Annotated in this window: 23 protein-coding genes; 15 read left to right on the top strand and 8 right to left on the bottom strand. The window is 66.9% G+C overall.

Annotated elements, in window-relative coordinates:
• Positions 1 to 7: 7 nt before the first annotated feature.
• Positions 8 to 334 carry an NIPSNAP family protein gene (locus ACTZWT_RS04630; protein ID WP_444768548.1) on the bottom strand — a complete coding sequence of 109 codons (327 nt, stop codon included), beginning with the start codon at positions 332 to 334 and terminating at the stop codon, positions 8 to 10.
• A gap of 179 nt (positions 335 to 513) precedes the next feature.
• On the opposite strand from ACTZWT_RS04630, the gene ACTZWT_RS04625 reads away from it, so the two are divergent.
• The 3 genes from ACTZWT_RS04625 to ACTZWT_RS04615 all read left to right on the top strand — a co-directional run bounded on the left by ACTZWT_RS04625 (position 514) and on the right by ACTZWT_RS04615 (position 3,000).
• Positions 514 to 1,626 (top strand): hypothetical protein, encoded by a 1,113-nt coding sequence (locus tag ACTZWT_RS04625; RefSeq protein ID WP_444768547.1) that lies wholly within the window; start codon positions 514 to 516, stop codon positions 1,624 to 1,626.
• Positions 1,623 to 2,555 (top strand): methyltransferase domain-containing protein, encoded by a 933-nt coding sequence (locus ACTZWT_RS04620; protein ID WP_444768546.1) that lies wholly within the window; start codon positions 1,623 to 1,625, stop codon positions 2,553 to 2,555. Before ACTZWT_RS04625 ends, ACTZWT_RS04620 begins: the two co-directional genes overlap by 4 nt.
• A gap of 130 nt (positions 2,556 to 2,685) precedes the next feature.
• Entirely contained in the window at positions 2,686 to 3,000 is a 315-nt protein-coding gene (locus ACTZWT_RS04615; RefSeq protein ID WP_444768545.1) for a PAAR domain-containing protein, read from the top strand.
• Positions 3,001 to 3,006: 6 nt separating this feature from the next.
• Here ACTZWT_RS04615 and ACTZWT_RS04610 read toward each other — a convergent pair whose 3' ends face one another.
• The 3 genes from ACTZWT_RS04610 to tpiA all read right to left on the bottom strand — a co-directional run bounded on the left by ACTZWT_RS04610 (position 3,007) and on the right by tpiA (position 6,146).
• Positions 3,007 to 4,638, bottom strand: a complete 1,632-nt coding sequence (locus ACTZWT_RS04610; RefSeq protein WP_444768544.1) for a CTP synthase — start codon at positions 4,636 to 4,638, stop codon at positions 3,007 to 3,009.
• 166 nt (positions 4,639 to 4,804) lie between these two features.
• Positions 4,805 to 5,197: a preprotein translocase subunit SecG gene (gene secG, locus ACTZWT_RS04605; RefSeq protein WP_444768543.1), complete on the bottom strand. Its 393-nt coding sequence runs from the start codon at positions 5,195 to 5,197 to the stop codon at positions 4,805 to 4,807.
• A 175-nt stretch (positions 5,198 to 5,372) separates the two neighbouring features.
• Entirely contained in the window at positions 5,373 to 6,146 is a 774-nt protein-coding gene (gene tpiA, locus ACTZWT_RS04600) for a triose-phosphate isomerase (RefSeq protein ID WP_444769198.1), read from the bottom strand.
• Positions 6,147 to 6,396: 250 nt separating this feature from the next.
• On the opposite strand from tpiA, the gene ACTZWT_RS04595 reads away from it, so the two are divergent.
• The 5 genes from ACTZWT_RS04595 (at position 6,397) to ACTZWT_RS04575 (ending at position 13,432) form a co-directional block, all read left to right on the top strand.
• The gene (locus ACTZWT_RS04595; protein WP_444768542.1) at positions 6,397 to 8,298 is read left to right on the top strand and encodes a SurA N-terminal domain-containing protein; all 1,902 of its coding nucleotides are present in this window, start codon (positions 6,397 to 6,399) and stop codon (positions 8,296 to 8,298) included.
• 37 nt (positions 8,299 to 8,335) lie between these two features.
• Entirely contained in the window at positions 8,336 to 9,352 is a 1,017-nt protein-coding gene (gene trpD, locus ACTZWT_RS04590; protein ID WP_444768541.1) for an anthranilate phosphoribosyltransferase, read from the top strand.
• A gap of 144 nt (positions 9,353 to 9,496) precedes the next feature.
• Positions 9,497 to 10,294 carry an indole-3-glycerol phosphate synthase TrpC gene (trpC, locus tag ACTZWT_RS04585; protein WP_444768540.1) on the top strand — a complete coding sequence of 266 codons (798 nt, stop codon included), beginning with the start codon at positions 9,497 to 9,499 and terminating at the stop codon, positions 10,292 to 10,294.
• Positions 10,295 to 10,304: 10 nt separating this feature from the next.
• Complete coding sequence (moaC, locus tag ACTZWT_RS04580) at positions 10,305 to 10,826, top strand: cyclic pyranopterin monophosphate synthase MoaC (protein ID WP_444768539.1); 522 nt, start codon at positions 10,305 to 10,307, stop codon at positions 10,824 to 10,826.
• Positions 10,827 to 10,864: 38 nt separating this feature from the next.
• A complete protein-coding gene (locus ACTZWT_RS04575; protein ID WP_444768538.1) occupies positions 10,865 to 13,432 on the top strand; it encodes a cation-translocating P-type ATPase in 2,568 nt (855 codons plus the stop codon).
• Positions 13,433 to 13,557: 125 nt separating this feature from the next.
• On the opposite strand, the gene ACTZWT_RS04570 is transcribed toward ACTZWT_RS04575, so the two are convergent.
• Complete coding sequence (locus ACTZWT_RS04570) at positions 13,558 to 14,052, bottom strand: hypothetical protein (RefSeq protein WP_444768537.1); 495 nt, start codon at positions 14,050 to 14,052, stop codon at positions 13,558 to 13,560.
• Between the two features lie 257 nt (positions 14,053 to 14,309).
• On the opposite strand from ACTZWT_RS04570, the gene ACTZWT_RS04565 reads away from it, so the two are divergent.
• Positions 14,310 to 14,810, top strand: a complete 501-nt coding sequence (locus ACTZWT_RS04565) for an Hsp20/alpha crystallin family protein (RefSeq protein ID WP_444768536.1) — start codon at positions 14,310 to 14,312, stop codon at positions 14,808 to 14,810.
• Positions 14,811 to 14,996: 186 nt separating this feature from the next.
• Positions 14,997 to 15,248, top strand: a complete 252-nt coding sequence (locus tag ACTZWT_RS04560) for a PilZ domain-containing protein (protein ID WP_444768535.1) — start codon at positions 14,997 to 14,999, stop codon at positions 15,246 to 15,248.
• Between the two features lie 33 nt (positions 15,249 to 15,281).
• Here ACTZWT_RS04560 and ACTZWT_RS04555 read toward each other — a convergent pair whose 3' ends face one another.
• Positions 15,282 to 16,100 (bottom strand): OmpA/MotB family protein, encoded by an 819-nt coding sequence (locus ACTZWT_RS04555; RefSeq protein ID WP_444768534.1) that lies wholly within the window; start codon positions 16,098 to 16,100, stop codon positions 15,282 to 15,284.
• A gap of 272 nt (positions 16,101 to 16,372) precedes the next feature.
• On the opposite strand from ACTZWT_RS04555, the gene ACTZWT_RS04550 reads away from it, so the two are divergent.
• From ACTZWT_RS04550 to arr, 3 genes are all read left to right on the top strand, one after another.
• Positions 16,373 to 16,999, top strand: a complete 627-nt coding sequence (locus tag ACTZWT_RS04550; RefSeq protein ID WP_444768533.1) for an HAD family hydrolase — start codon at positions 16,373 to 16,375, stop codon at positions 16,997 to 16,999.
• A gap of 29 nt (positions 17,000 to 17,028) precedes the next feature.
• The gene (locus ACTZWT_RS04545; RefSeq protein ID WP_444768532.1) at positions 17,029 to 17,520 is read left to right on the top strand and encodes an acyl-CoA thioesterase; all 492 of its coding nucleotides are present in this window, start codon (positions 17,029 to 17,031) and stop codon (positions 17,518 to 17,520) included.
• A gap of 146 nt (positions 17,521 to 17,666) precedes the next feature.
• Complete coding sequence (arr, locus tag ACTZWT_RS04540; protein ID WP_444768531.1) at positions 17,667 to 18,077, top strand: NAD(+)--rifampin ADP-ribosyltransferase; 411 nt, start codon at positions 17,667 to 17,669, stop codon at positions 18,075 to 18,077.
• Between the two features lie 68 nt (positions 18,078 to 18,145).
• Here arr and ACTZWT_RS04535 read toward each other — a convergent pair whose 3' ends face one another.
• Complete coding sequence (locus ACTZWT_RS04535) at positions 18,146 to 18,514, bottom strand: hypothetical protein (protein WP_444768530.1); 369 nt, start codon at positions 18,512 to 18,514, stop codon at positions 18,146 to 18,148.
• Between the two features lie 228 nt (positions 18,515 to 18,742).
• Between ACTZWT_RS04535 and ACTZWT_RS04530 the strand changes: the two genes are divergently transcribed.
• Positions 18,743 to 19,954 (top strand): molybdopterin molybdotransferase MoeA, encoded by a 1,212-nt coding sequence (locus ACTZWT_RS04530; protein WP_444768529.1) that lies wholly within the window; start codon positions 18,743 to 18,745, stop codon positions 19,952 to 19,954.
• Between the two features lie 174 nt (positions 19,955 to 20,128).
• Complete coding sequence (lexA, locus tag ACTZWT_RS04525; RefSeq protein WP_444768528.1) at positions 20,129 to 20,836, top strand: transcriptional repressor LexA; 708 nt, start codon at positions 20,129 to 20,131, stop codon at positions 20,834 to 20,836.
• A 33-nt stretch (positions 20,837 to 20,869) separates the two neighbouring features.
• Here the strand turns inward: lexA and ACTZWT_RS04520 are convergent, their stop codons facing one another.
• Positions 20,870 to 23,164 (bottom strand): ComEC/Rec2 family competence protein, encoded by a 2,295-nt coding sequence (locus ACTZWT_RS04520; RefSeq protein ID WP_444768527.1) that lies wholly within the window; start codon positions 23,162 to 23,164, stop codon positions 20,870 to 20,872.
• Between the last annotated feature and the right edge of the window lie 13 nt (positions 23,165 to 23,177).

The following is a 23,177-nucleotide window of genomic DNA, read 5'->3' as shown; positions in this document are numbered from 1 at the left end:
GGCATGATTACTTGACGGCCGAGAACGCGGTCGGCGTCAGAAGCTGGTTGGTGATGGTGTCGACGATCTGGCCGTCGGCCTCGGTCTCCGCCTTGGCGGCCAGCCAATCCGGGTCGGACGCGAACGCGGTCCATTTCCGCTCGCGCTCGGCGAGGCTCTCCCAAGCAAGAAAATAAGTCAGCTCCTGGTTCGATGCGCCGACCAGCGTCGTGAAAAATCCGGCCTGCCGGATGCCGTGCTTCTCGAACATCTTCAGCGTGATCGTCTCGAACCGCTTGAGCAGCGCCGGCAGCCGGCCGGGTACGCAGCGGTATACCCGGGATTCGTAAATCATGCCCCCTCCGATCGTTGCAGAGGCCTTATAGCCACCGTTCGGCGCGCTGTCTTGGGCCTCGCCGAGATTCCTGCCCAGTCGGCACTGCTCAATTCATCGCTGCGGATCGCCTGGATTGGTCATCTTCGTCGTTAAACCTGACATCCAGCCCGCCGGAAAATGAGCCGACGCGAAATCCCATGGTTGCAAGGCTCTCTCTGACCGCCGACCTTCTGCGGCCTTTCCGGGTTGGACGAGCCTGGGAAAGCGCAACCTGGAAACATGTCCGCTGGCTCGACGGCATTGTCGGTACGGCCGCGCGGCTCGCGGGATGGAGCGTCACGACGACATCTTGGGATCGCGGGCTTGTCCGCGATCACAACTATTTCCACACCCCGGATCTGTTCGAAGCCGCCGGCCTGCCGCTCTCGATCGAAGGCTGGGGCCGTTTCCTGTCGCTCAGGACCGTGCCGATCGAAATTTCGGAAGCTCTGGCGGCGCCTTTTCACGGAACCATTGTGGTCGGCTACGAGCTGCCTGAGCTGCTCTGCAGGATTTTCGACGAAGCCGGAATCGCGGTCATCGATTTGATCCTCTATCCGGTGCGCTTCCTGGACGACGTCGTCTTCGCCGCGCGAACCAACCGGGCCGCGATTCATCGTTTGCTGCTGCACCACATGCTCGATCCACGCGAGTTCGTTGTGCGAGCCGGCTTCGTGCGCAGCAAGGCGAGCTTCATGCGGCCGCTGGGCCTGACGCCCGGGACGACCGTCATTCTGGGTCAGGTCCCCGACGATCGATCGGTGCTGGACACCAGCACCGGACGCTTCACCCATCTGGGCGATCATCTGCCGGCTCTGATCGATCTCTGCACCAGATCCGCCGCGACTCTGTTCAAGCCTCATCCCTACGATCCGCCGGACTCGGCAACGCGCAAGGCAATGACCTCGTTGCGGTCGGTGACCTCGACCGACATCAATCTCTACCAGCTGCTGGCGCAGCCCGAAATCGAAACCGTCTGCGCGCTGAATTCCAGCGGTCTGATCGAGGCGCGGCTGTTCGGCAAGCCCACGATTGCGTTGAAGGAGCCAACTGTCAGGTTCGGCGAGGCCGCGCCGAGGGCCGGCGGCGGCTTCGGCGACGCGGTGCCGCTGAATGCCGGCTGGTACTCGCCGCAGACCTGGGAGGCGCTGCTGGCCGGGGATGAAGCTCTCGTGTCGCAAGCGCCGTCTTTGACGGAAAAGGATCGCCTGAGGCGCGCGCTGAATGCCGACTGGGGCTTCGGCCACATCGACAGGGTCGTCGTCCGATGAGCGAGCGCTGGGATACGATCATCTCGCTGCTGCAGGAGCAGCGCTTCGCAGACGCGATTGCCCACCTCGACGCGGTTTCCCTCAGTAACCCGATCGACGTCGACGCCTATCTCCTGCGTGCCGTGGCACAGAAGCAGCTTGGGCTCACGAAGGACGCTGAAATCGAATTGTGGCGCGCGCTGGTCATTGATCCATCAGCCGCAGGGGTTCGGGCGGCGCTGAGCGATCTCTTCGTGCAGGATCCGACCCTGCCCGGCCATCCGCATGACTTTGAGCTCGACAGCGGCGAGCGTCAGACCAGCCCGCAGATCGAGATGATCCGGCGCGATCACAGCGCCCGCTACGAGTTCGCCGCGCATTGGCTGCGAGGCCATTTGCAACTGCCCCGCGACGCCACCGGATTGGATCTGTTCTGCGGCAACGGTTACGGCGCGCGGATCCTCGCCGATCGCTGCGGCGCACGGATTGTCGGGATCGACGGCTCGGCGCCAGCGGTCGCCGTCGCCGAGACGGCCTATGGCGGCCACCGCGTGGTCTTCCGGCAGGCCTGTTTCCCGTTCGAGCTGACGAGAAACGCCGCCGACTTCGCGGTCTGCTTCGAATCCGTCGAGCACGTCGAGGATTGTGATGATTTCCTGCGGCAAGTCGGCGCCGCGACCCACGGGCCGATACTGCTCTCGTTTCCGCTCGAAAAGGGACTTCCCTTCGCCATCAACCGCGACCTGTTCCGGTTTCACTTTCGGCATTTCAACGCCGACGAAATGGCCGAAAAGCTGCTGCGGCTGACCGGCCGGCGCGTCACCGAGATGCGCGGGCAGACCGTCTATCGGGTCGAGAATGGCCGCATGAGCGGTCTGCTGCACCCGTCGCAGATGGAACTGACGCGCCTCAGGGACGACAGCCAGTTCGGAATCGTGATCGCAGTCTGATACCAAATGAAGACGGCCTGTCGCCTGTCCCGCACCAACGGCGGTCACGCCGGCATGCCCATGCTATTGTTAGTTGGATGGCAGCGAGCCGCGCCGTCTTGCCTCGCACTCGGTCACCGGAGAAGGCACGATGAGTCGAACGTTGTTGCGGATCGCGCTCCTGGTGGTGACGGGCCCGGCGTTGGCGCAAACGCCAAGCGCGGTCACCGGCGGTAGCACCAATGTCACCGTCAGCGGCAAGCCGGCGGCGCGCGCGGGCGACACCACGTCGGACGGCGCCATCGTCGAAGGTTCGACCAACGTGTTCATCAACGGCAAACCCGCCGCAGTGGTCGGCGGTCGAACCAATTGCGGCGGCGTGGTCGTCGACGGCGGCGGCAACGTCTTCATCAACGGCAAGCCGATGGCGCGCGCGGGCGATTCCACGGCGGGCTGCCCGAAGTGATGGAAACTACACCAGCCGGCTGCGCACCAGCGCCGCTTCGATGAACGACGAAAACAAGGGGTGCGGTTCGAACGGGCGGGATTTCAGTTCGGGGTGGAATTGCACCCCGATGAACCACGGATGATCCTCATATTCGACGATCTCGGGCAGCACGCCGTCCGGCGACATGCCGGAGAAGCGCAGGCCGTGCTGTTCGAGCCGGTCCTTGTAGGCGGTGTTGACCTCGTAGCGGTGGCGATGGCGCTCCGAAATTTCGAGAGCATCGCCATAGACCCTCGACACCCGGCTGCCGCGCTTGAGCGTCGCCGGATAGGCGCCGAGACGCATCGTGCCGCCGAGGTCGCCGGCGTTGGAGCGCCGCTCCAGCTCGTTGCCGCGGACCCATTCGGTCATCAGGCCGACCAGCGGCTCGGAGGTCGGGCCGAACTCGGTCGAATTGGCCTGCTCGATGCCGGCGAGATTGCGCGCCGCCTCGATCACCGCCATCTGCATGCCGAAGCAGATGCCGAAATACGGCACGTCGCGCTCGCGGGCGAACTGCGCCGCCTTGATCTTGCCCTCCGCCCCGCGTTGGCCAAAGCCGCCGGGCACCAGAATGCCGTTGACGTGTTCGAGGAACGGCGCCGGGTCCTCGTTCTCGAACACTTCGCTTTCGATCCAGTCGAGCTTGACCTCAACCTTGTTGGCGATGCCGCCGTGCGACAGCGCCTCGATCAGCGATTTGTAGGCATCCTTCATCCCGGTGTATTTGCCGACGATGGCGATCGTCACCGCGCCTTCGGGATTGCGGATGCGCTCGTTGATCTGATGCCAGCGCTCCAGCGCCGGCGGCTCTTCGGCCGCAATCGCAAATGCCGCAAGCACTTCGTCGTCGAGGCCGGCGGCATGATAAGCCTCCGGCACCGCATAGATGCTGTCGGCGTCGCGCGCCTCGATCACCGCGCTCTCGCGGACGTTGCAGAACAGCCCGAGCTTGCGCCGTTCCTCTTTCGGGATCGGCCGGTCGGTGCGGCACAGCAGAATGTCGGGCTGGATTCCGATCGACCGCAGTTCCTTGACCGAATGCTGGGTCGGTTTGGTCTTCAGCTCGCCGGCGCTCGGGATATAGGGCAGCAGCGTGAGATGAATGTAGATGACGTCGCCGCGCGGCAGGTCGTTCTTGATCTGGCGGATCGCCTCGAAGAACGGCAGGCCCTCGATGTCGCCGACGGTGCCGCCGATCTCGACCAGCACGAAATCATAGTCGTCGTTGGAATCGACGATGAAATCCTTGATCGCGTTGGTGACGTGCGGGACCACCTGGATGGTAGCGCCGAGATAGTCGCCGCGGCGCTCCTTGGTCAGGATGTCCTGATAGATCCGTCCGGTGGTGATGTTGTCCTGCCGGGTGGCGGGCCGCCCGGTGAAACGCTCGTAATGGCCGAGATCGAGATCGGTCTCGGCGCCGTCGTCGGTCACGAAAACTTCGCCGTGCTGATACGGCGACATCGTCCCGGGATCGAGATTGAGGTAGGGATCGAGCTTGCGAAGGCGGACCTTGTAGCCTCGCGCCTGCAGCAGCGCACCGAGTGCCGCTGATGCCAGACCCTTGCCGAGCGAGGAGACCACGCCGCCGGTGATGAAGATATACCGCGCCATGGGAGCCTACCTTTAAGGCCCTCGGTCCGATTCGCCAAAGCGATTCGTCCCCAACGGGCGAACTTCAGAATGCCTGTGGGTGACGCCGAAAGATCAGCGCCTTCATACGATTACTGACAACAGCTCAGACTATTTCGCAGCTGCCGTCAGCGCATGCCGGCAATGCTTATTGCGACTGCGGCGGGGCCGGAGCGGCCGGGGCCTGATTCTGCGGTTGGTCGGCCTGCTTCAACGAGTCGAGTAGACCGCCCCCCTGCGAAACCGGCGGTGCCGGGACGCCCGGCGCCTGCTGGGTCGTCGGCGCCGCGGTCGGCAGGATCGTGGTCGGCTTGCGATCGTAGTTCGCGAGCCATGACAGCAGCAGGCTGGTGATGAAGAAGCCGACTGCGAGAATCGCCGTCGTCCGGGTCAGCAGGTTCGCGGTGCCCCGGCTCGACATAAAACCGCCGCCACCGCCGCCGCCGACGCCCAGGCCACCGCCCTCGGACTTCTGCAACAGCACAGTGCCGATCAGGCCCAGAACCAACATCAGGTGAACGACGATAATGACAGTCTGCATGATACCCTTCCATCACAAGCCCGGATCGCCGAAAGGCCGACATGGCGCCAGCGCGCGGCTGCTCGACAGGCTTGCGGGATAAACGAAGTCGCGCGGTGTCTACACGATCGATGGGGGCATTGTCACCCCCGGACGGCTTTCGCGCCGCAACGGATAAGCGCGTTGTATTACTCAGCTAGGGACAACCGGCGGCGATCGCAAGGAAGTCCGACGCCTTCAGGCTGGCGCCGCCGACCAGCGCGCCATTGACGTGGGGAACAGCCATCAGCTCGCTGGCGTTCGAAGGCTTCACCGAGCCGCCGTACAGCAATCGCATCAGTTCTCCCTCGGCGTTGAAGCGCTGCATCAGGGTCTGGCGGATAAAGCCATGAACTTCCTCGACATCGGCCGCAGTCGGGGTCATCCCGGTGCCAATCGCCCAGACCGGCTCATAGGCCACCACCAGATTGGCTGCGGTAGCGCCATCCGGCAACGAGCCGGCAAGCTGGCCGGCGACAACATCGAGGGTGTGGCCGGCATTGCGCTCGCCCTGGGTTTCGCCGACGCAGACGATCGCGACCAGCCCTGCCCGCCACACCGCCTGCGCCTTGGTGCGAACGATCGCGTCGGTCTCGGCGTGGTCGGCGCGGCGCTCGGAATGGCCGACGATGATCGCTCGCGCGCCGGCGTCAGCCAGCATTTCGGCCGAAATGTCGCCGGTATGCGCGCCTGAGGCATTGGTGTGGCAATCCTGTGCACCAATTGCGACCGGCAGCGCGCCGTCTGCATGGGCCGCGAGCCGATCGGCGAACGCTGCGATCAGCGTCGCCGGAGGGCAGACCAGCAGATCGATCCCCGACGAAAGTTGCATCGCGCCTTCCAGGATCGAATCGAGTTCCGACGACGCGACCTTGAGGCCGTTCATCTTCCAGTTTCCGGCAATCAGCGGACGAACGGCGGGGACCGGCATGGACACTCTCACGTTTCGGGGTTGCTCAATCCCGCTAGCAGAGCCGTTTGCGATGCTCAAGAGCGCGTGATCGCGCAGATCAGCCTCGCGCGGCGTCTGCTGCGAAGCGGTCCCAACCGCGCGACTTCCGGCTGCGGCCGGTTGCGACGCTGCGACCGGCACTTTATGATGGATTTTCAAGCCGGCGACGCTAATTTGCGCCACCGCGCGCCTGAGCGCGGCCGGTTCCCTCCTGCGAAAAAGTGAGTCCATGCTTCGAGGAATACGCAACGCCTCATCCAATTGGGTCGGCAAGACCATCATGATGATCGTGATGGGCGTGCTGATCCTCAGCTTTGCGGTCTGGGGCATTGCCGACATTTTCCGCGGGTTCGGCCGATCCACGCTCGCGACCATCGGCGATACCGAGATCACCACCGAACAATTCCGCCAGACCTATAATGATCGCCTGCAGCAGATCGGCCGCCAGTTCGGCCGGCCGCTGACGCCGGATCAGGCGCGCGCCTTCGGCATCGATCGCCAGGTGCTGCAGCAGGTGATCGCGGAGGCAGCGCTCGACGAGGATGCACGCCGGCTCGGGCTCGGCCAGTCCGACGAAGAGACCATGAAGAGCATCCTCAACGATCCGAACTTCAAGGGCGTGGGCGGCGCGTTCGATCCGAACCGCTTCCAGCAGGTGATCCGCCAGTTCGGCTTCACCGAGCAGCGCTACATCGCCGAACAGCGCAAGGTCGCGCTGCGGCGGCAGATCGCCGGCACCGTCACGGCCGGCCTTGTGCCGTCCACCACGATGCTTCAGGTCGCCAGCCAGTTTCAGAACGAGCAGCGCGCAATCGAGTATCTGAAGCTGACCGATGCGCAGGTCGGGACCATCGAGCCGCCCTCCTCCGAGGCGCTCGCGGCCTACTACGATGATCACAAGACGCAATTCCGCGCGCCCGAATATCGCAAGGTCGCGTTCCTCACGGTGACGCCCGAGTCGATCGCCAAATGGACCGACGTGTCCGACGCCGACGCGCGCAAATTGTTCGACGAGCGCAAGGACAAGCTGTCGACGCCGGAGAAGCGGCAGATCGCGCAGATCGTGTTTCCGAACGGCGAAGAGGCGCAGGCTGCGCGTGGGAAGATCGCCGAGGGCGCCTCGTTCGACGATGTCGCCGCGCAGCGCGGTCTCAAGCCGGCCGATGTCGAACTCGGTCTGGTCAGCAAGACCGAAATGCTCGACCCGGCGGTGGCGAACGCCGCTTTCGCGCTGCCGCTCAACGAGGTCAGCCAGCCGATCCAGGGTGCCTTCGGCACCGCGCTGGTCAGGGTCTCCAAGATCGAGCCCGGCGTGCAGCCGAGCTACGAGAGCCTGGCGCCGACGATCAAGCGCGACGTCGCGCTGGAGCGCGCCCGTGCCAAGGTGCAGGAGTTGCACGACAAGATGGAAGATGCCCGCGCCGGCGGCGCCAATGTGATCGAGGCGGCGAAGACGCTCGGGCTCAACGCGGTGACCATCGAGGCGGTCGACCGCTCCGGCCGCGGCCCGGATGGCCAGCCGGTCAAGGACATCCCCCAGGGTCTCGAACTGGCGACCGCCGCGTTCAACAGCGATGTCGGCGTCGATACCGAATCGATCAACTATCAGAACGGCTATGTCTGGTTCGACGTGCTCGGCGTGACGCCGTCGCGCGAGCGCAGCCTCGACGAGGTCAAGGACCAGGTCGAGGCGCGTTGGCGCACCGAGCAGGTCAGCAGCCGGCTGCGGACCATGGCCGCCGAGATGGTGCAGAAGCTCGGCACCGCCGGGAAGCTCGCCGAGGTCGCGCCGCAGGGCGTCAAGGTCGAGACCGCAACCGGATTGAAGCGCGAGGGGACGGCGACCGGCGTGCCGGCCACGGTGGTCGAGGCGGTGTTCCGGACGCCGAAGGACGCGTTCGGCCAGAGCCAGGGCGGCACCGGCAACGAATGGTTCGTGTATCGCGTCACCGACGTCACGATCCCGCCGGTCGACCTCGCCTCCGCGGAGACGAAGAAGCTGAAGGACGCGCTGGTGCAGCGGATGAACGACGAGCAGGTCGGCGAATATATCGCTTGGGTCGAAAAGCAGATCGGCACCAAGATCAACCAGCAGGCTGTGGCTCAGGCGACGGGGGCGGCGACCAACTGACGAAGGCATCCGCCTTCGCCCGTCGCCGATGGGGACCATGATCGATTTCAAGGCAGTTATCGCGAAGGTCGCGACGGGGACGTCGCTGACCAGGGACGAAGCGGCGAACGCGTTCGACGCCATGATGTCGGGCGACGCGACGCCGTCGCAGATGGGTGCGCTGCTGATGGGCCTGCGGGTCCGCGGCGAGACCGTCGACGAGATCACCGGCGCGGTGACGACGATGCGCGCCAAGATGCTGACGGTCGAGGCCCCGCCCGACGCGGTCGACGTCGTCGGCACCGGCGGCGACGGCTCCGGCTCGGTCAACGTTTCGACCTGCACGTCGTTCGTGGTCGCCGGCTGCGGCGTCCCGGTCGCCAAGCACGGCAACCGGGCGCTGTCGTCGAAATCCGGCGCCGCCGACGTGCTCAATGCACTCGGCGTCAGGATCGATATCACCCCGGACCACGTCGGCCGCTGTGTCGCGGAGGCCGGCATCGGCTTCATGTTCGCGCCGACGCATCATCCGGCGATGAAGAACGTCGGTCCCACACGGGTCGAACTCGCCACCCGCACGATCTTCAACCTGCTCGGGCCGCTGTCGAATCCCGCCGGCGTCAAGCGGCAGATGATCGGCGTGTTCTCACGGCAATGGGTGCAGCCGCTCGCGCAGGTGCTGAAGAATCTCGGCTCGGAATCGATCTGGGTGGTGCACGGCTCCGACGGGCTCGACGAGATCACCCTGTCCGGCCCGACCGCCGTCGCCGAATTGAAGAACGGCGAGATCAAGACCTTCGAGATCAGCCCCGAAGACGCCGGCTTGCCGCGCGCGCCGGCCGATGCGCTGAAGGGCGGCGATGCCGAGGCCAATGCGGTGGCGCTGCGCGCGGTGCTGGAAGGCATGCCGGGGCCGTATCGCGACGTCGCGCTGCTCAACGCCGCCGCGACGCTGATCGTCGCCGGCAAGGCGAAGGACCTCAAGGAAGGCGTCGCGCTCGGCGCCCAGTCGATCGACAGCGGCGCCGCGGAAGCACGTTTGAAAAAATTGATCGCGGTATCGGCGGCCGCCTAAGCGCGGTGAAATCGGCTCGTCATTGCGAGCGAAGCGAAGCAATCCAGAGCGCGGTGCACGGAGCAGGATTGCTTCGTCGCTTCGCTCCTCGCAATGACGAGCTCTTGAACCAGTGCTTTGAGTGACCCTCCAGGGAGCGTACCGGTGTCCGATATCCTGACCAAGATCGAAGCCTACAAGCGCGAGGAGATCGCCGCGGCGAAACGCGAGCGGCCGCTCGCGGCGCTGGAGGCGGAGGCGCGCGGCGCTTCGCCGGCGCGCGGCTTCGTCCGTGCGCTACGGGCCAAGCATGAGAACGGCGACTATGCGCTGATCGCCGAAATCAAGAAGGCGTCGCCGTCCAAGGGCCTGATCCGCGCCGATTTCGATCCGCCGGCGCTCGCGAAAGCCTACGAGCAAGGCGGCGCGGCGTGCCTCTCGGTGCTGACGGATACGCCGTCGTTCCAGGGCTGCCTCGATTATCTGGTCGCGGCGCGCGCGGCGGTGTCGCTGCCGGCGCTGCGCAAGGACTTCATGTACGACACCTATCAGGTGGTCGAGGCCCGCGCCCACGGCGCCGACTGCATCCTGATCATCATGGCGGCGCTCGACGACGCCGAAGCCAAGGACATCGAGGACGCCGCATTCGATCTCGGCATGGACGTGCTGCTCGAGGTCCACGACCGCGCCGAACTCGACCGCGCGCTGCAGCTGCGCTCGCCGATGGTCGGGATCAACAACCGCAACCTGCGCACTTTCGAGGTGACGCTCGCGACCAGCGAGGCGCTGGCGCCGCTGATCCCGAGCGATCGCCTGATGGTCGGCGAAAGCGGCATCTTCGCCCCGGACGACATCGCCCGGCTCGCGCGGGTGAACATCAACACTTTCCTGGTCGGCGAAAGCCTGATGCGTCAGAACGACGTCGCCACTGCGACCCGCGCGCTGCTCGCGCGCGCTGCCTGAGGCGGGGCTGATGGCGAAGAAAGCCAGGTCGACCAGAGCCGCCTCCCCCGCCCTCACCCATATCGGTGCCAGCGGCGAGGCGCGTATGGTCGACGTCTCGGAGAAATCCGCGACCGAGCGCGTCGCGGTCGCCGAGGGCCGCGTGGTGATGAAGAAGGCCACGCTCGACCTGATCCTGAGCGGCGACGCCAAGAAGGGCGACGTTCTCGGCACGGCCCGGATCGCCGGAATCATGGCGGCCAAGCGTACCTCGGAGCTGATCCCGCTGTGCCATCCGCTGGCGTTGTCGAAGGTTACGCTCGACATCACCCCCGACAGCAAGCTGCCCGGCTGCATCGTCCGCGCAACGGTGAAGGTCACCGGCCCGACCGGCGTCGAGATGGAGGCCCTGACCGCGGTGTCGGTCGCCTGCCTGACGATCTACGACATGATCAAGGCGGTCGAGCGCGGCGTGCGGATCGAGCGTATCCATCTGATCGCCAAGACCGGCGGCAAATCGGGCGACTACGTCGCCGGTGCGACGCTCAAATAGGATAGGCTGCCGCGGCGATCACGAGAAAGATCACGCCGATGCCTCCCGTCTCGACACAAGCGTCCGCGCCCATCGGCCTCAGCGAGGCCGACGCCGCAGCGCGGTTCGCCAGCGAAGGCCCCAACGAGTTGCCGAGCCCCGACCGGCGAACGCTGTTGCGGATCGCGCTGGAGGTGATGCGCGAGCCGATGCTGGCGCTGCTGATGGGCGGCGGCGTGGTCTATCTCGCGCTCGGTGATTTCAAGGAAGCCGTGATCCTGCTGGTGTTCGCCAGCCTCTCGATCGTGATCACCGTGGTGCAGGAGAGCCGCACCGAACGCGTGCTGGAAGCGCTGCGCGACCTCACCAGCCCCCGCGCGCTGGTGATCCGCGACGGCGAGCGCCGCCGCATCGCCGGCCGCGAGGTGGTGCGCGGCGATCTGATGGTGCTGTCGGAAGGCGACCGCGTCGCCGCGGACGCCGTGCTGCTGTCGGCCGACGACATCCAGGCCGACGAGTCGCTGCTGACCGGCGAATCGGTCCCGGTGCGCAAGATCGCGCGCGACGAGGCCGACGCCGCGGTATCGCACCGGCCCGGCGGCGACGACCAGCCGACCGTGTATTCCGGCTCGCTGGTGGTGCGCGGCGGCGGCCTCGCCGAAGTGATCGCCACCGGGCCGCGCAGCGAGATCGGCAAGATCGGTCAGGCGCTCGGCACGTTGCAGACCGAGCCGCCACGGCTGCAGACCCAGACACGCCGGCTGGTGCGCGTGTTCGGCATCATCGGCGGCTCGTTCAGCCTGCTGGTCGTCGTGCTGTACGGCACGCTGCGCGGCGGCTGGCTCGACGCGGTGCTGGCCGGCATCACGGTCGGCATGTCGATGCTGCCTGAAGAATTTCCCGTCGTGCTGACCGTGTTCATGGCGATGGGCGCGTGGCGGATTTCGCAGGCGCGCGTGCTGACGCGCCGCGCCGCCGCGATCGAGTCGCTCGGCTCGGCGACGGTGTTGTGCACCGACAAGACCGGCACGCTGACCGAGAACCGGATGTCGGTCGCCGAACTGCGGCTGATCTCCGGCGAGACGTTCCGGCCGCGCGACGCCGAACTCCCCGCGACGTTCCGCGCCTTGCTCGAAACCGGCCTGCTCGCCTCCGCGCCCGATCCGTTCGATCCGATGGACCGCGCATTGCATCGGCTCGCCGACGGTCACCTTCCGGACGCGAAAAGCGACCGCAGCATGGTGCATTCCTATGGGCTGCGCCGCGATCTGCTGGCGATGACGCAGGTCTGGCGCGACCACGCCGACCCGGGCGATTTCATCGTCGCCGCCAAGGGCGCGCCGGAAGCGATCGCCCGGATGTGCGGTCTCGACGCCGCCGAACTGCTTCGATTGTCGCAGACCATCGACGCGATGGCGGCCGACGGCCTGCGCGTGCTCGGCGTCGCCCGCGCCGCGCATGCGAACGACGACTGGCCGGAGACGCCGCTCGGCTTCCGCTTCGAATTCCTCGGCCTCGTCGGCCTCGCCGATCCATTGCGCGCGGCGGTGCCGGCCGCGGTCGCCGATTGCCGCACCGCCGGCATCCGCGTGGTGATGATCACCGGCGACTATCCGGCGACCGCGCAAGCGATCGCGCGACAGGCCGGCATTGACGCGGACACGTGCGTCAGCGGCGACGAGATCGCGCGGCTCGACGACGCCGCATTGGCGCAGCGGCTGCAAAGCGCCACCGTGTTCGCGCGGATCATGCCGGAGCAGAAGCTGCGCATCGTCGATGCGCTCAAATCGGGCGGCGACGTCGTCGCGATGACCGGCGACGGCGTCAATGACGCGCCGTCGCTGAAATCGGCGCATATCGGCATCGCGATGGGCGGACGCGGCACCGACGTCGCGCGCGAGGCCTCGGCGATCGTGCTGCTCGACGACGACTTCGCCTCGATCGTCAAGGCGATCCGGCTCGGCCGCCGGATCTACGACAATCTGGTCAAGGCGATGGGCTTCATCTTCGCCGTCCACGTCCCGATCGCCGGCCTCGCCTTGCTGCCGCTGCTGTTCGGCCTGCCGATCCTGCTCGGGCCGATCCACATCGCGTTCCTGGAGATGATCATCGACCCTGTGTGCTCGATCGTGTTCGAGGCGGAGACTGCAGAGGACGATGTGATGAACCGCCCTCCCCGCGATCCAGAGCAACCGCTGTTCACGCCGGCGCTGATCGGCTGGGGGCTCGTCCAGGGCGTCGTGGTGTTCGCGCTGGTGGCGGGCGTCTTCGTGATCGGCCAGTTCCGCGGAATGCCGGAGACCGAACTGCGCGCGCTGACGTTCTTCGCGCTGGTGCTGAGCTTCGTCTGCCTGATTTTCGTGAACCGCTCGTTCTCGACCTCGATCCTGGCGGCGCTGCGCCGGCCGAACCCGATGCTCGCGGTAGTGCTGGCGATCGTCGGATGCGTGCTCGGCCTCAGCCTCGCCTGGCCGTGGCTGCGCGATCTGTTCAAGTTCGGGCCGCTGCGCTGGGACGATCTCGGCCTCACCGCGGTCGCAGCCCTTGCGGTGCTGATCCTGCTCGAACTGATCAAGCCGCTGTGGCGCGGCCGGATCGGCAGCACCGGGTCGCGGCGACAAGTCTGAGACCTGTTGCCGCGACGCCGATGGTGTCGCGCCGCTACGCGTACAGTTGCTCGACCGCCTGCCGGTCGATCACGAAGCGGCTGGTATTGGCGCAATCCTCGCAGCGATAGATATGGCGTTCGAACTCACAGGCACGCCGCCCGACCGGCCGCGGCTCGACGCGTGCGAGCTGCATGGTCGCGCCGCAGACGGGGCAGCGCGCGGGATCGAACGTGCTTTGAAAGTTGCGCCAGACCATGATGCCTCCTCCCCACTGGCTGAACCTGCTCGAACGACTCGCTGTCGGTGTCGCGGCCGAAGCCGCACATCCGGATCGCGGCGCCGCCCTTCGGCGGCGGGTCGTCGTCATCCAGCCGACGCAACGCCGAGAGGATCGAGGCCAGCGGCACGATTCGGCCGGAACCCGGCAGCGCACGCAGCCATGGCTGCTGCTCGATCGCGTTGGCGTCGGACGCCCATGAGGAGAGGATGGCCCGCTTCTCCGCCGTGCCGAGCGCGTCGTCGCGCAGCACCTGGGCGGGATCGTCGTAGACCACCGCGGGATGGTCGTAGACCGCCGCGGAATGTTGCAGGGAACCGGCGATGACGCCGGGCTCCGGAATAGTCGTCGTGACGTGCATATCAGTCCTCCCGAGTGACTCCTTTCAGAACGGGACGCACGAAAAATAGACGAGCCGATCCGGCTTTCAAGTACCCGGTCAAAATTTTCCCGAACGGCAACTCACCCGCGTACCAAGGGGCTCTTGACACCGACTTCGCCGATCCCAAATCGATCGGCGCGCCCGCGACGGCGCGGGTGTGCTTCGGATATCCACGAGTAGTTCGAGGCTGATTAGTTCGAAACCGGATGGATCAACACTGGAGTGAGGAGGCATCCATGAACATGCGCGACATGATCCCCTGGAGCCGGGGTAGCCAACCGCTGGCGCAGTCGTACCAGAGCGACCCGTTTCTGTCGCTGCACCGCGAAATGAACCGTCTGTTCGACGACGTCTTCCGCGGGGTCGACGCGCCGGCGGTGCCGAACCGGCTGGCTGCATTCGGCAACGCCTGGCCCAAGCTTGAAATCGCCGACGCCGACAAGGAACTGAGGGTTTCGGCCGAGGTCCCCGGCATGGAGGACAAGGACATCGAGGTCCTGCTCGACGACGGCGTCCTGACGATCCGCGGCGAGAAGACGTCGAAGACCGAGGACAAGGACCGGCAGCTCAGCGAACACTTCTATGGCAAGTTCGAACGGCGCGTGCCGATCGGCGTCCCGATCGCCGCCGACGAGGTCAGCGCCGCGTTCAAGAACGGCGTGCTGACGGTGACGCTGCCGAAAGCGGAGCCGGTTGCGAGCTCGTCGAAGCGGATCGCGATCCAGCCGGGCAAGTAATTACCGCAAATAATCGCGCAGGTCCTCATTGTGCATCGCAGCGGGGCCCGGGCGTACGGGCGCACCCGGGCCCCGTAATCCTACGTAGTGAAGCGGCTGACGGTGCAAACACGAATTTAACAAGTCTGCGTTGCAATACGCGAACCGCCGACCCCGGCGGAACTGCGACAGGGCTCGGGATTCGTGATGACCCAACAACAGCGACGATTTGCACGTGTGCGCCCCAGCGGGCTGGTATCAAGTTCTGCAAGCCTGATCGTCGGCCCCAAGGTGCCGGTGATTCCATGTCGCATGGTCGATTACTCCGCCGGCGGGGCCTGCATCGAGTTGAATACCGACGCGACGCTGCCGACGCGGTTCGAACTGCTGCACGGCGGCACCAAGAAGAAATGCAGGATGGTGTGGAAACGCGCCCGCCGGATCGGCGTCTCGTTCTGAGATCTCACCTGCGAATATTCGACTAAGAGGTTGTTAGGGAGCCAGATTCGGCGGCAGCGGCGGGCTCTCCCGCAGCAGGCTGATGGTCACCCGGCGGTTGGCGGCCAGCATCGGCGCTTCCGGAAACAGCGGTTCGCCATCGCCCTTGCCCGCCACCGACATCACCCGGCTGGACGACAGCCCCTCGTGTTTCAGGATCTGGCGCACCGCATTGGCGCGTCCGGTCGACAGATCGAACGCGTCGTAGTCGTCGTTGTCCGGCACCGGCGTCGCGGCGGTATGACCGACGATGTTGACCCGCAGCGAGATCGCACGCAGCGGCGCCGCCAGCCTAGCGATCAGCATGCGGGTCCGCTCATACGGCACCGACGAGCCATCCGGAAACATCGGCCGGCCGTCCTGATCGGTCAGTTCGAGATTGAGACCCGTCGGGGTTTCCTCGAACACCACGTTCTTGGAGATCTCGGCCAATTCCGGCACGTCCTGCAACGCCTGCCGGAGCGACGCCGACGCCAGCGCGAATTCGCGCTCGGCCTTGGCCTGCGACGCCGAGCTGCCCGCGCCGCCGGCCTGATCCAGCGAGGCGTTGTCGGTGCTGGCGACCCTGCCCTGAACCGGCATGCCGTCGGTCTCGACCGTGCCCGAATAGCGCGCCTGGTACTGCACGCCGAAGGCGTCGCGCATCGAGCCGGTGACGATCTGCAGCTTCTTGACGTCCTGGGTCGAGAACGACACCAGCACGACGAAAAAGCTCACCAGCAGGCCCATCAGGTCGGCGAAGGAGACGTACCAGCCATGACCGGTGTGCTCATCGTCGAGCTTCTTCTTGCTGCGGCCCTTCCCGGTCAGCATTGGCAACATTCCGGTGCGGTCAACGTGCCAAGCGGCAGGTCACAGTCAAGGTGCATGATCGGATCGCCGCTGATCGAATCGGACGGCGCGATCATCAGGCACTTCTGGAAAAAGTGGTCGCCGCGCTGCCTGTGCCGTTCTAAACGGCACGCATGAAGAAACGGTTGTCGATCGCAACCAACTAATCCTTAACTCCCCGTCTTCACGTCAAGGTCTCGTTCCGAATCGACCCCACCTCGCCATCGTCGCCCGTTCCTGCTAGGCCGTCTCACATGACAAGCACTCTCACATCCGGCGCCGCCGACGCGCTGCTGTTCGATCTCGGCCGCGTCGTGATCGATTTCGATCTGGCGCGCACGCTCAAAGCCTGGGCGGTCGAACTCGGCAGCGATCCCTCCGCGATGATGGCGATGCTGGCGCGCAACGACACCTTCCATCGCTACGAGACCGGCCACGTCACCGACGCGGAATTCTTCGCCGCGGTGCGCGAGGCGCTGCGGCTCGACCTGTCCGACGATCAATTGCGCGAGGGCTGGAATGCGATCTTCATCGGCGAGATGCCGGGGATCGCGGCGCAACTTGCGCGCGCCGCAAAGCATCTGCCGCTGTATGCGCTGTCCAATACCAACGACGCGCATGTCGCGCATTTCCTGGAGCACTATGCTGAACTGCTGACGCCGTTCCGCGAGCTGTTCCTGTCGTCGCGGATCGGGATGCGCAAGCCGAACGCCGAGGTCTATGATTTCGTAGTGGCGGCGATCGGCGTGAAACCCGAACGCATTGTGTTCTTCGATGATCTGGCCGAAAACATCGCGGCCGCGCGCGAGCGCGGGCTCCGCGCCGTCCATGTCCGATCCAGCGCGGATGTGGCGTTGGCGCTGGATCAACTCGGGCTGTGACGGCCCGCGCACGAGTGCCGACGATTGCCATGACCGCCGCAGCCTCCGACCTGGACTGGGACCACCCGAACCCGTTCACCCTGACGATGGTCCCGGGAGAGGCCGACATCGACGGCCTCAACCACACCAACAATTCGGTCTATGTGCGCTGGTGCGACAGCGTCGGCTGGGCGCATTCCGAAGCGCTCGGTCTCGCGCTCGCCGACTGGCAGCGGATCGACCGCGCCATGGCGATCCGGCGCGGCGAATACGACTACCTTCTGCCGAGTCATCTCGGCGACGAGCTGCTGCTCGGCACCTGGGTCTATGGCAGCGACGGCAAGCTCCTGATGGAGCGCCGCTTCCAGCTGATCCGGCTGCGCGACCGCGCCACCGTCATGCGTGGGCGCTGGCAGCTCGTCTGCATCGAAATGTCGAGCGGCCGCCCCCGCCGCCTGCCGCCGGAATTCGCGCAGGTCTATCTGCCGGTGATGGTGCGACCGAACGACAACGCCGGCGCGGCGACCCCAGGCCCGGCGTAGGTCGCAACTTGCCCTAGGCTCGCCGGATAGCACCGTGATACCGGCGCCCGAATGCGAAGGAAGTCCGGGGCCGGCGCGTACAACCCGTGAGAGCGAACAGCGCGTGCCGCGGACCGGTACGGCCTCGTCAGCAGAGGAGCACAGCCATGTCAGCGACCGCCACCATGTTCGCGCGGCAGTACTTCCACGGGACCCGCGCGGCTCTGGACCCCGGAGACCTGATTGTCGTCGGATACCAGTCCAATTTCACCGACGCTGCGCTGTCCTGGGTGTATTTCGCCGGCACGCTCGACGCCGCGATCTGGGGAGCGGAGCTGGCGGCCGGCGACGGCGCACAGCGAATCTATGTCGTCGAGCCCACCGGCCCGATCGAGGACGATCCCAATCTGACCGACAAGAAGTTCCTGGGAAATCCGACGCTTTCGTATCGCTCGCAGCATCCGCTCCGCATCGTCGCCGAGGTGACGAAGTGGCAGGGCCACTCACCCGAACGCCTGCAGCAGATGAAGGATGGGTTGGCCCGGCTCAGTGCCGAGGGCGCTCGCATTCTCGACTGAAGCCATCGCGACGCGGCGCGTCCGAACCGCCTCGCGCCCGGCTTCAATCCGCCGATCGACCGGTGTGTCTACTGCGCCGGCGGCGTCCGGCAATCCATCGAATACACCAGCTCGCCCTTGGCGGTGCGGCCGATCGGCTGGCACGGCACATAGGCGCGGGCCGCAGCGGGTGCGGAAGCGGCTGACGGCGCCGCTGCAGCGGCAGGCGGGGCCGCTGGGGCCGTTTCCTGCGCGGCCGGAGCGACCGGCGGCGCGACGGGTGCGGCTGGCTGCGCGGCCGGCTCGGGCGCGCTTACGGGCGGCGGCGCGTAATCCGGATTGGCGGACGGCATCCAGCCTTTGCTCCAGTCGTGCCGGATCGCATAGGTCGTGCCGAACGCGATCACGCCGATGACGGCAACGATCCGCAGCAGCCATTTCGCAAAATTGTCGCCCATCTGCGCACTCCCAGCGGTCCGGCGGACAAGAACCTCGCCGCCCCTCCCGTCCTACCTCCCGGGGGCTTCTGCCGACAATTAGGATTTCGTTTGACGCTCGAGCCGCCCCTCCGCGGCGGGACCACCGGGACATCTTGCGCAAGGGTCGCGGGGCACCTAAAGCCGGATCATGACAAACCGCTTTTGCCCTCTCGTGCCGCCTCGATCCGCCCGCCCCGGAGTTGCCCGATGGCGCTGATGCCGGTTGCGGATGCGCTGGCCGCGGTGCTCGACGGCGCCGCCGGGCTGCCCGAGGAGATGGTCGCGCTCGACGACGCGCATGGCCGCGTGCTGGCGCGCAATCTGGCCGCGCTACGCACCCAGCCGCCGCAGCCGATGTCGGCGATGGACGGCTATGCGGTGCGCGCGGCCGATGTCGCGACCGCGCCGGCGCGGCTCACCGTAATCGGCGAGATCGCCGCCGGCCGGCCCGCGGAACAAGCCGTCGGTCCCGGCGAGGCATTGCGGATCTTCACCGGCGGCGTCATCCCCGACGGCGCCGACACCGTGGTGATCCAGGAAGACACCGTGCGCGACGGCGATCAGGTGACCATCACCGAGGCCGCCCGCCACGGCCGCCACATCCGCCCCGCCGGGATCGACTTCACCGAGGGCGAGGTGCTGCTGCGCGCGAGCCATCGGCTCAGCGACCGCGACCTCGCGCTCGCCGCCGGTATGAACCACCCCATGCTGCCGGTGCATCGCCGGCCGCGCGTGGCCATGCTCGCCACCGGCGATGAGCTGGTGATGCCGGGAGCGGCACTCGGCCCCGGCCAGATCGTCTATTCCAACGGCTACGCGCTGCGGGCGCTGGCGTGCAGCGAAGGCGCCGAGGTGATCGACCTCGGCATTGCCGCCGACACCGTCGAGGCGACCCGCGCGGCGATCACGCGCGCGCGCGACCTCGGCGCCGATGTTCTGGTGACGACCGGCGGCGCGTCGGCCGGCGATCATGATCTGGTCAAGTCGTCGCTTGAGGCCGAAGGCACCTCGATCGCGTTCTGGAAGATCGCGATGCGGCCGGGCAAGCCGATGATGCACGGCCGGCTCGGCCCGATGCGGGTGATCGGCCTGCCCGGCAATCCGGTGTCGTCCTATGTCTGCGCATTCCTGTTCATGGTGCCACTGATCCGGGTGCTGTCGGGGCGGGGCGAATCGATGCACCGCCGCCTCCCCGCCGTGCTCGGCGCCGACCTCACCGCCAACGACCAGCGCGAAGACTATCTGCGCGCCCACCTGGCGCTGCGCGACGACGGGCAATGGCTGGCGACGCCGGTCGACCGCCAGGATTCGTCGCTGCTGGCGCGGCTGTCCGCGGCACAGGCGCTGATCGTCCGCCCGCCCTTCGCGGCGGCGGCCGCGACGGGATCGAGCTGTCACATCCTTAAGCTTCCGGAATAGCGATCCGCAAATTTGTTGACCTGAAATTAAGAGGTTGCGGAACACATACTGAACATATAGTGTCCGTTCATGATTTGTTTCGAGTAGTTGCGCCTCGCCTGTTCATATTCAGGGCGCGATGAACGGACCGCACGACGACACGGCGATCGTCGCCAGATCTGGGGAATGGTCGATATGCTGACGCGCAAACAATTCGAGCTGCTGAAATTCATCAACGAGCGGCTGAAGGAAGCCGGTGTTCCCCCCTCGTTCGACGAGATGAAGGACGCGCTCGACCTGCGCTCCAAATCGGGAATTCACCGCCTGATCACGGCGCTGGAGGAACGCGGTTTCATCCGCCGCCTGCCGAACCGCGCCCGCGCCATCGAGGTGATCAAGCTGCCTGATCTCGGCGGCAATAGCGGCGGCGGCCGCCGCGGCTTCACCCCCAGCGTGATCGAAGGCAATCTCGGCAAGGTTCGACCGCCGAGCGCGCAGCACGCCGACGACGATTCCGATCGCAACGTCGCGGTTCCGGTGATGGGCAGGATCGCAGCCGGCACGCCGATCGAGGCGCTGCAGACCCGCAGTCACACCATCAGCGTGCCGCCGGACATGCTCGGCTCCGGCGAGCATTACGCGCTTGAAGTGCGCGGCGATTCGATGATGGATGCCGGCATCCTCGACGGCGACATGGCGCTGATCCAGCGCAACGAGAGCGCCGACACCGGCGACATCGTGGTGGCGCTGATCGACGAGGAAGAAGCGACGCTGAAGCGCTTCCGCCGCCGCGGCGCATCGATCGCGCTGGAACCGGCCAATTCGGCCTACGAGGTCCGCATCCTGCCGCCGAACCGCGTACGGATTCAGGGCAAGCTGATCGGGCTGTACCGCAAGTACTGAGCTAAACGCCCCGCGCGGAGATGGGTCGCGGGCTCAGTCCTCGTCGTGCTGATCAGGTGCCGCCGAAGTGGCGTCGACCGGGGCGGAGCGCGGCACTGTCCGCTGCATCGGGGCGTTTCCGAGGCCCCCCTCCGGCGCGTCGGCGGGCGCCGGGGACCACGGCCGGTCGAGCCCTTTCGGCCGCACCGCGACGGTCACGAATCCGCCGTCCCCGCCCTCGTTTCGTCGCAACGCCAGAGCGCCGCTGCGCGCGAGCATATCGGCGCTGATCAGACGCGCCGCGCAATCGGGCGGCGGCTGCGCCAGCGCGATCACCAACGTCGCCCGCGCGCAATCGTCGGCCACACCATCGGCCCGGAACGACAGCGCCACCAGCCCGCCATCGGCCAGCGCGCCGACGCAGCCGTCGGCGTCGCACGAAACGCCGTCACGCAATGACGCTGAGTCGGCCGCGCGCGGATCCGCATCGGCCGCGAGCCACTGCCGGATCCTGAAATTGTCGCCACCGCTCTGCATCACCCGCAGCCTTCCATCGGGCCCGCGCAGCGCGACCTGCCTTCCGTCGCCGGCGATCAGAATCTCGGGCTGCGGCGTCAGCAGCGCCCAGCCGGTCGAAAGCGTCAGCAGCGCCAGCCCGCCATGGCGCAGCGGCGTGCGCAGCAGGCCGAGCAGGACGATGCCGAGCGACGCGAGTAACAACGGCCCGCTCCCGAACGCCGGGATCCTGCCGATCGCGCCCGGCAGCGCCGCGACCCACAGCGACACCACGATCATCCAGTCGATGCCGATCTCCATGATCCGCCAGAACACCCCGTCGAGTCCGAACGGCATCGCGGCGAGGCCGAGCAGGCCTGCGGGCATCACCATCGCCGACACCACCGGCATCGCCAGCAGATTGGCGATCACCCCATAAGGCGTGACGCGATGGAAGTGATAGGCCGCATAGGGCATGGTCGCGAGCCCCGCGACCAGCGACGCCAGCGCCAGCATCGCGATCTCGCGCCCGCCCCACAGCGCCGCGCGCGCGGTCGCCGAACTGTCCGCGGTCGCGAACAGCGCCGGCATGCCGAGCTGAACCAGTGCGACCAGCCCCAGCGTCGCCGCGAACGACATCTGGAAGCTCGGATGCACCAGCGATTCCGGCGCGATCAGCAGCACCACCAAAGCGGCGATCGCCAGCGTGCGAAACGTGATGGCACGGCGATCGACCATCACCGCGATCAGCACCACCGCCGTCATGAGGAAACTGCGCTGCGTCGCGACCTCGGCGCCGGACAGCAGCAGATAGAACGCGGCGGCGGCGAGCGCCGCGCCGGCGGCGACCTTCTTGATCGGAAACGTCACCGTCAGCGCCGGGATCAGCGCGAGAGCCGCGCGCACCGCAAAGAACACCACCCCGGCCACCACCGCCATGTGATAGCCGGAGATCGACAGCACATGGCCGAGCCCGGAGATGAACATCGCGTCGTTAACCGACGTCGAGATCGCATCGCGCCGGCCGGTGATCAGCGCGGTGGCGATCGAACGCTGGTCGCCGTCGAGCGCGAGCCGTATCCGCGCATCGATCGCGTCGCGCATCCCCTGCATGGTTTTCGCGTAGTGCAGCCGCCAGCCGCCGTCGCTCGATGGCGACTGTGCGGTGATCGCGCCCAGCGCGAAGCCTGAGGCGGCGATGCCCTGAAAATACAGATCGCGGCCGAAATCGTACGCCCCCGGCCGCAGCGGCGACAGCGGCGGCAGCAGCCGCGCCTTCAGCGACACGAAATCGCCGACCGCGGGCGCCGCGCCCTTGCGCACCGACACCCGCACGCGATGCAGCGCCTGCGCGCGGCCGGCGGTATCCATCTCGGTGACGCGCAGCACGAAGCGGTCGGTGCGCTCGCGCTCCTCGCGGGCTTCGACGAATCCCTTGAGCGTCGCCGCCTGCACCGGCTTGGCCAGCACCGGATGCGCGATCCGCTGGGCTTTCAACGCGACCGCGGCAAAGCCGGCGGCGAAGGCGGCGATCAGCACCGCGAGCGGAAACGCCCGGTTGCGCCGGACCAGAAACGCGGCCACGCCGAACGCGACCGCCGCCAGACCGGCGACCCACGCGATCGGCTCGTGGTCGGCGGCGAAGTACAGCGCGATCCCGCCGCCGAACGCGACCGGCACAAACGGCAGCAGCCTGCCCGGCCCCGCCTCGGCCCGCGCCCATTCGCGCAGCGTCTCCGCAACCGCAGGCCAGAACGATGCGCCCCACGGCGCCAGCACACCGGCCGGCGACGCGGCGCGCGTCGGCCAGGTCCGCACCGTGGTCCGAATTTTGGTCCGATCCCCCCGCTCCACGGCGCCCGCCCCT

The sequence above is a fragment of the Rhodopseudomonas sp. NSM genome (assembly GCF_052445935.1).
Taxonomy (GTDB): domain Bacteria; phylum Pseudomonadota; class Alphaproteobacteria; order Rhizobiales; family Xanthobacteraceae; genus Rhodopseudomonas.
The sequence above is the reverse complement of the archived record's forward strand: the minus strand, read 5'-3'. Positions and strand labels throughout refer to the sequence as shown.

Bases quoted from the DNA above. Each gene is read 5' to 3' on its own strand.
- ACTZWT_RS04545 (WP_444768532.1), top strand. From the start codon at position 17,029: ATGACCGCCGCAGCCTCCGACCTGGACTGGGACCACCCGAACCCGTTC.
- ACTZWT_RS04560 (WP_444768535.1), top strand. From the start codon at position 14,997: ATGACCCAACAACAGCGACGATTTGCACGTGTGCGCCCCAGCGGGCTG.
- trpD (WP_444768541.1), top strand. From the start codon at position 8,336: ATGATCGATTTCAAGGCAGTTATCGCGAAGGTCGCGACGGGGACGTCG.
- ACTZWT_RS04615 (WP_444768545.1), top strand. From the start codon at position 2,686: ATGAGTCGAACGTTGTTGCGGATCGCGCTCCTGGTGGTGACGGGCCCG.
- ACTZWT_RS04535 (WP_444768530.1), bottom strand. From the start codon at position 18,514: ATGGGCGACAATTTTGCGAAATGGCTGCTGCGGATCGTTGCCGTCATC.
- ACTZWT_RS04610 (WP_444768544.1), bottom strand. From the start codon at position 4,638: ATGGCGCGGTATATCTTCATCACCGGCGGCGTGGTCTCCTCGCTCGGC.
- moaC (WP_444768539.1), top strand. From the start codon at position 10,305: ATGGCGAAGAAAGCCAGGTCGACCAGAGCCGCCTCCCCCGCCCTCACC.
- lexA (WP_444768528.1), top strand. From the start codon at position 20,129: ATGCTGACGCGCAAACAATTCGAGCTGCTGAAATTCATCAACGAGCGG.
- ACTZWT_RS04550 (WP_444768533.1), top strand. From the start codon at position 16,373: ATGACAAGCACTCTCACATCCGGCGCCGCCGACGCGCTGCTGTTCGAT.
- arr (WP_444768531.1), top strand. From the start codon at position 17,667: ATGTCAGCGACCGCCACCATGTTCGCGCGGCAGTACTTCCACGGGACC.
- ACTZWT_RS04530 (WP_444768529.1), top strand. From the start codon at position 18,743: ATGGCGCTGATGCCGGTTGCGGATGCGCTGGCCGCGGTGCTCGACGGC.
- ACTZWT_RS04575 (WP_444768538.1), top strand. From the start codon at position 10,865: ATGCCTCCCGTCTCGACACAAGCGTCCGCGCCCATCGGCCTCAGCGAG.
- ACTZWT_RS04570 (WP_444768537.1), bottom strand. From the start codon at position 14,052: ATGCACGTCACGACGACTATTCCGGAGCCCGGCGTCATCGCCGGTTCC.
- tpiA (WP_444769198.1), bottom strand. From the start codon at position 6,146: ATGCCGGTCCCCGCCGTTCGTCCGCTGATTGCCGGAAACTGGAAGATG.
- ACTZWT_RS04595 (WP_444768542.1), top strand. From the start codon at position 6,397: ATGCTTCGAGGAATACGCAACGCCTCATCCAATTGGGTCGGCAAGACC.
- ACTZWT_RS04620 (WP_444768546.1), top strand. From the start codon at position 1,623: ATGAGCGAGCGCTGGGATACGATCATCTCGCTGCTGCAGGAGCAGCGC.
- ACTZWT_RS04565 (WP_444768536.1), top strand. From the start codon at position 14,310: ATGAACATGCGCGACATGATCCCCTGGAGCCGGGGTAGCCAACCGCTG.
- ACTZWT_RS04630 (WP_444768548.1), bottom strand. From the start codon at position 334: ATGATTTACGAATCCCGGGTATACCGCTGCGTACCCGGCCGGCTGCCG.
- ACTZWT_RS04625 (WP_444768547.1), top strand. From the start codon at position 514: ATGGTTGCAAGGCTCTCTCTGACCGCCGACCTTCTGCGGCCTTTCCGG.
- ACTZWT_RS04555 (WP_444768534.1), bottom strand. From the start codon at position 16,100: ATGCTGACCGGGAAGGGCCGCAGCAAGAAGAAGCTCGACGATGAGCAC.
- secG (WP_444768543.1), bottom strand. From the start codon at position 5,197: ATGCAGACTGTCATTATCGTCGTTCACCTGATGTTGGTTCTGGGCCTG.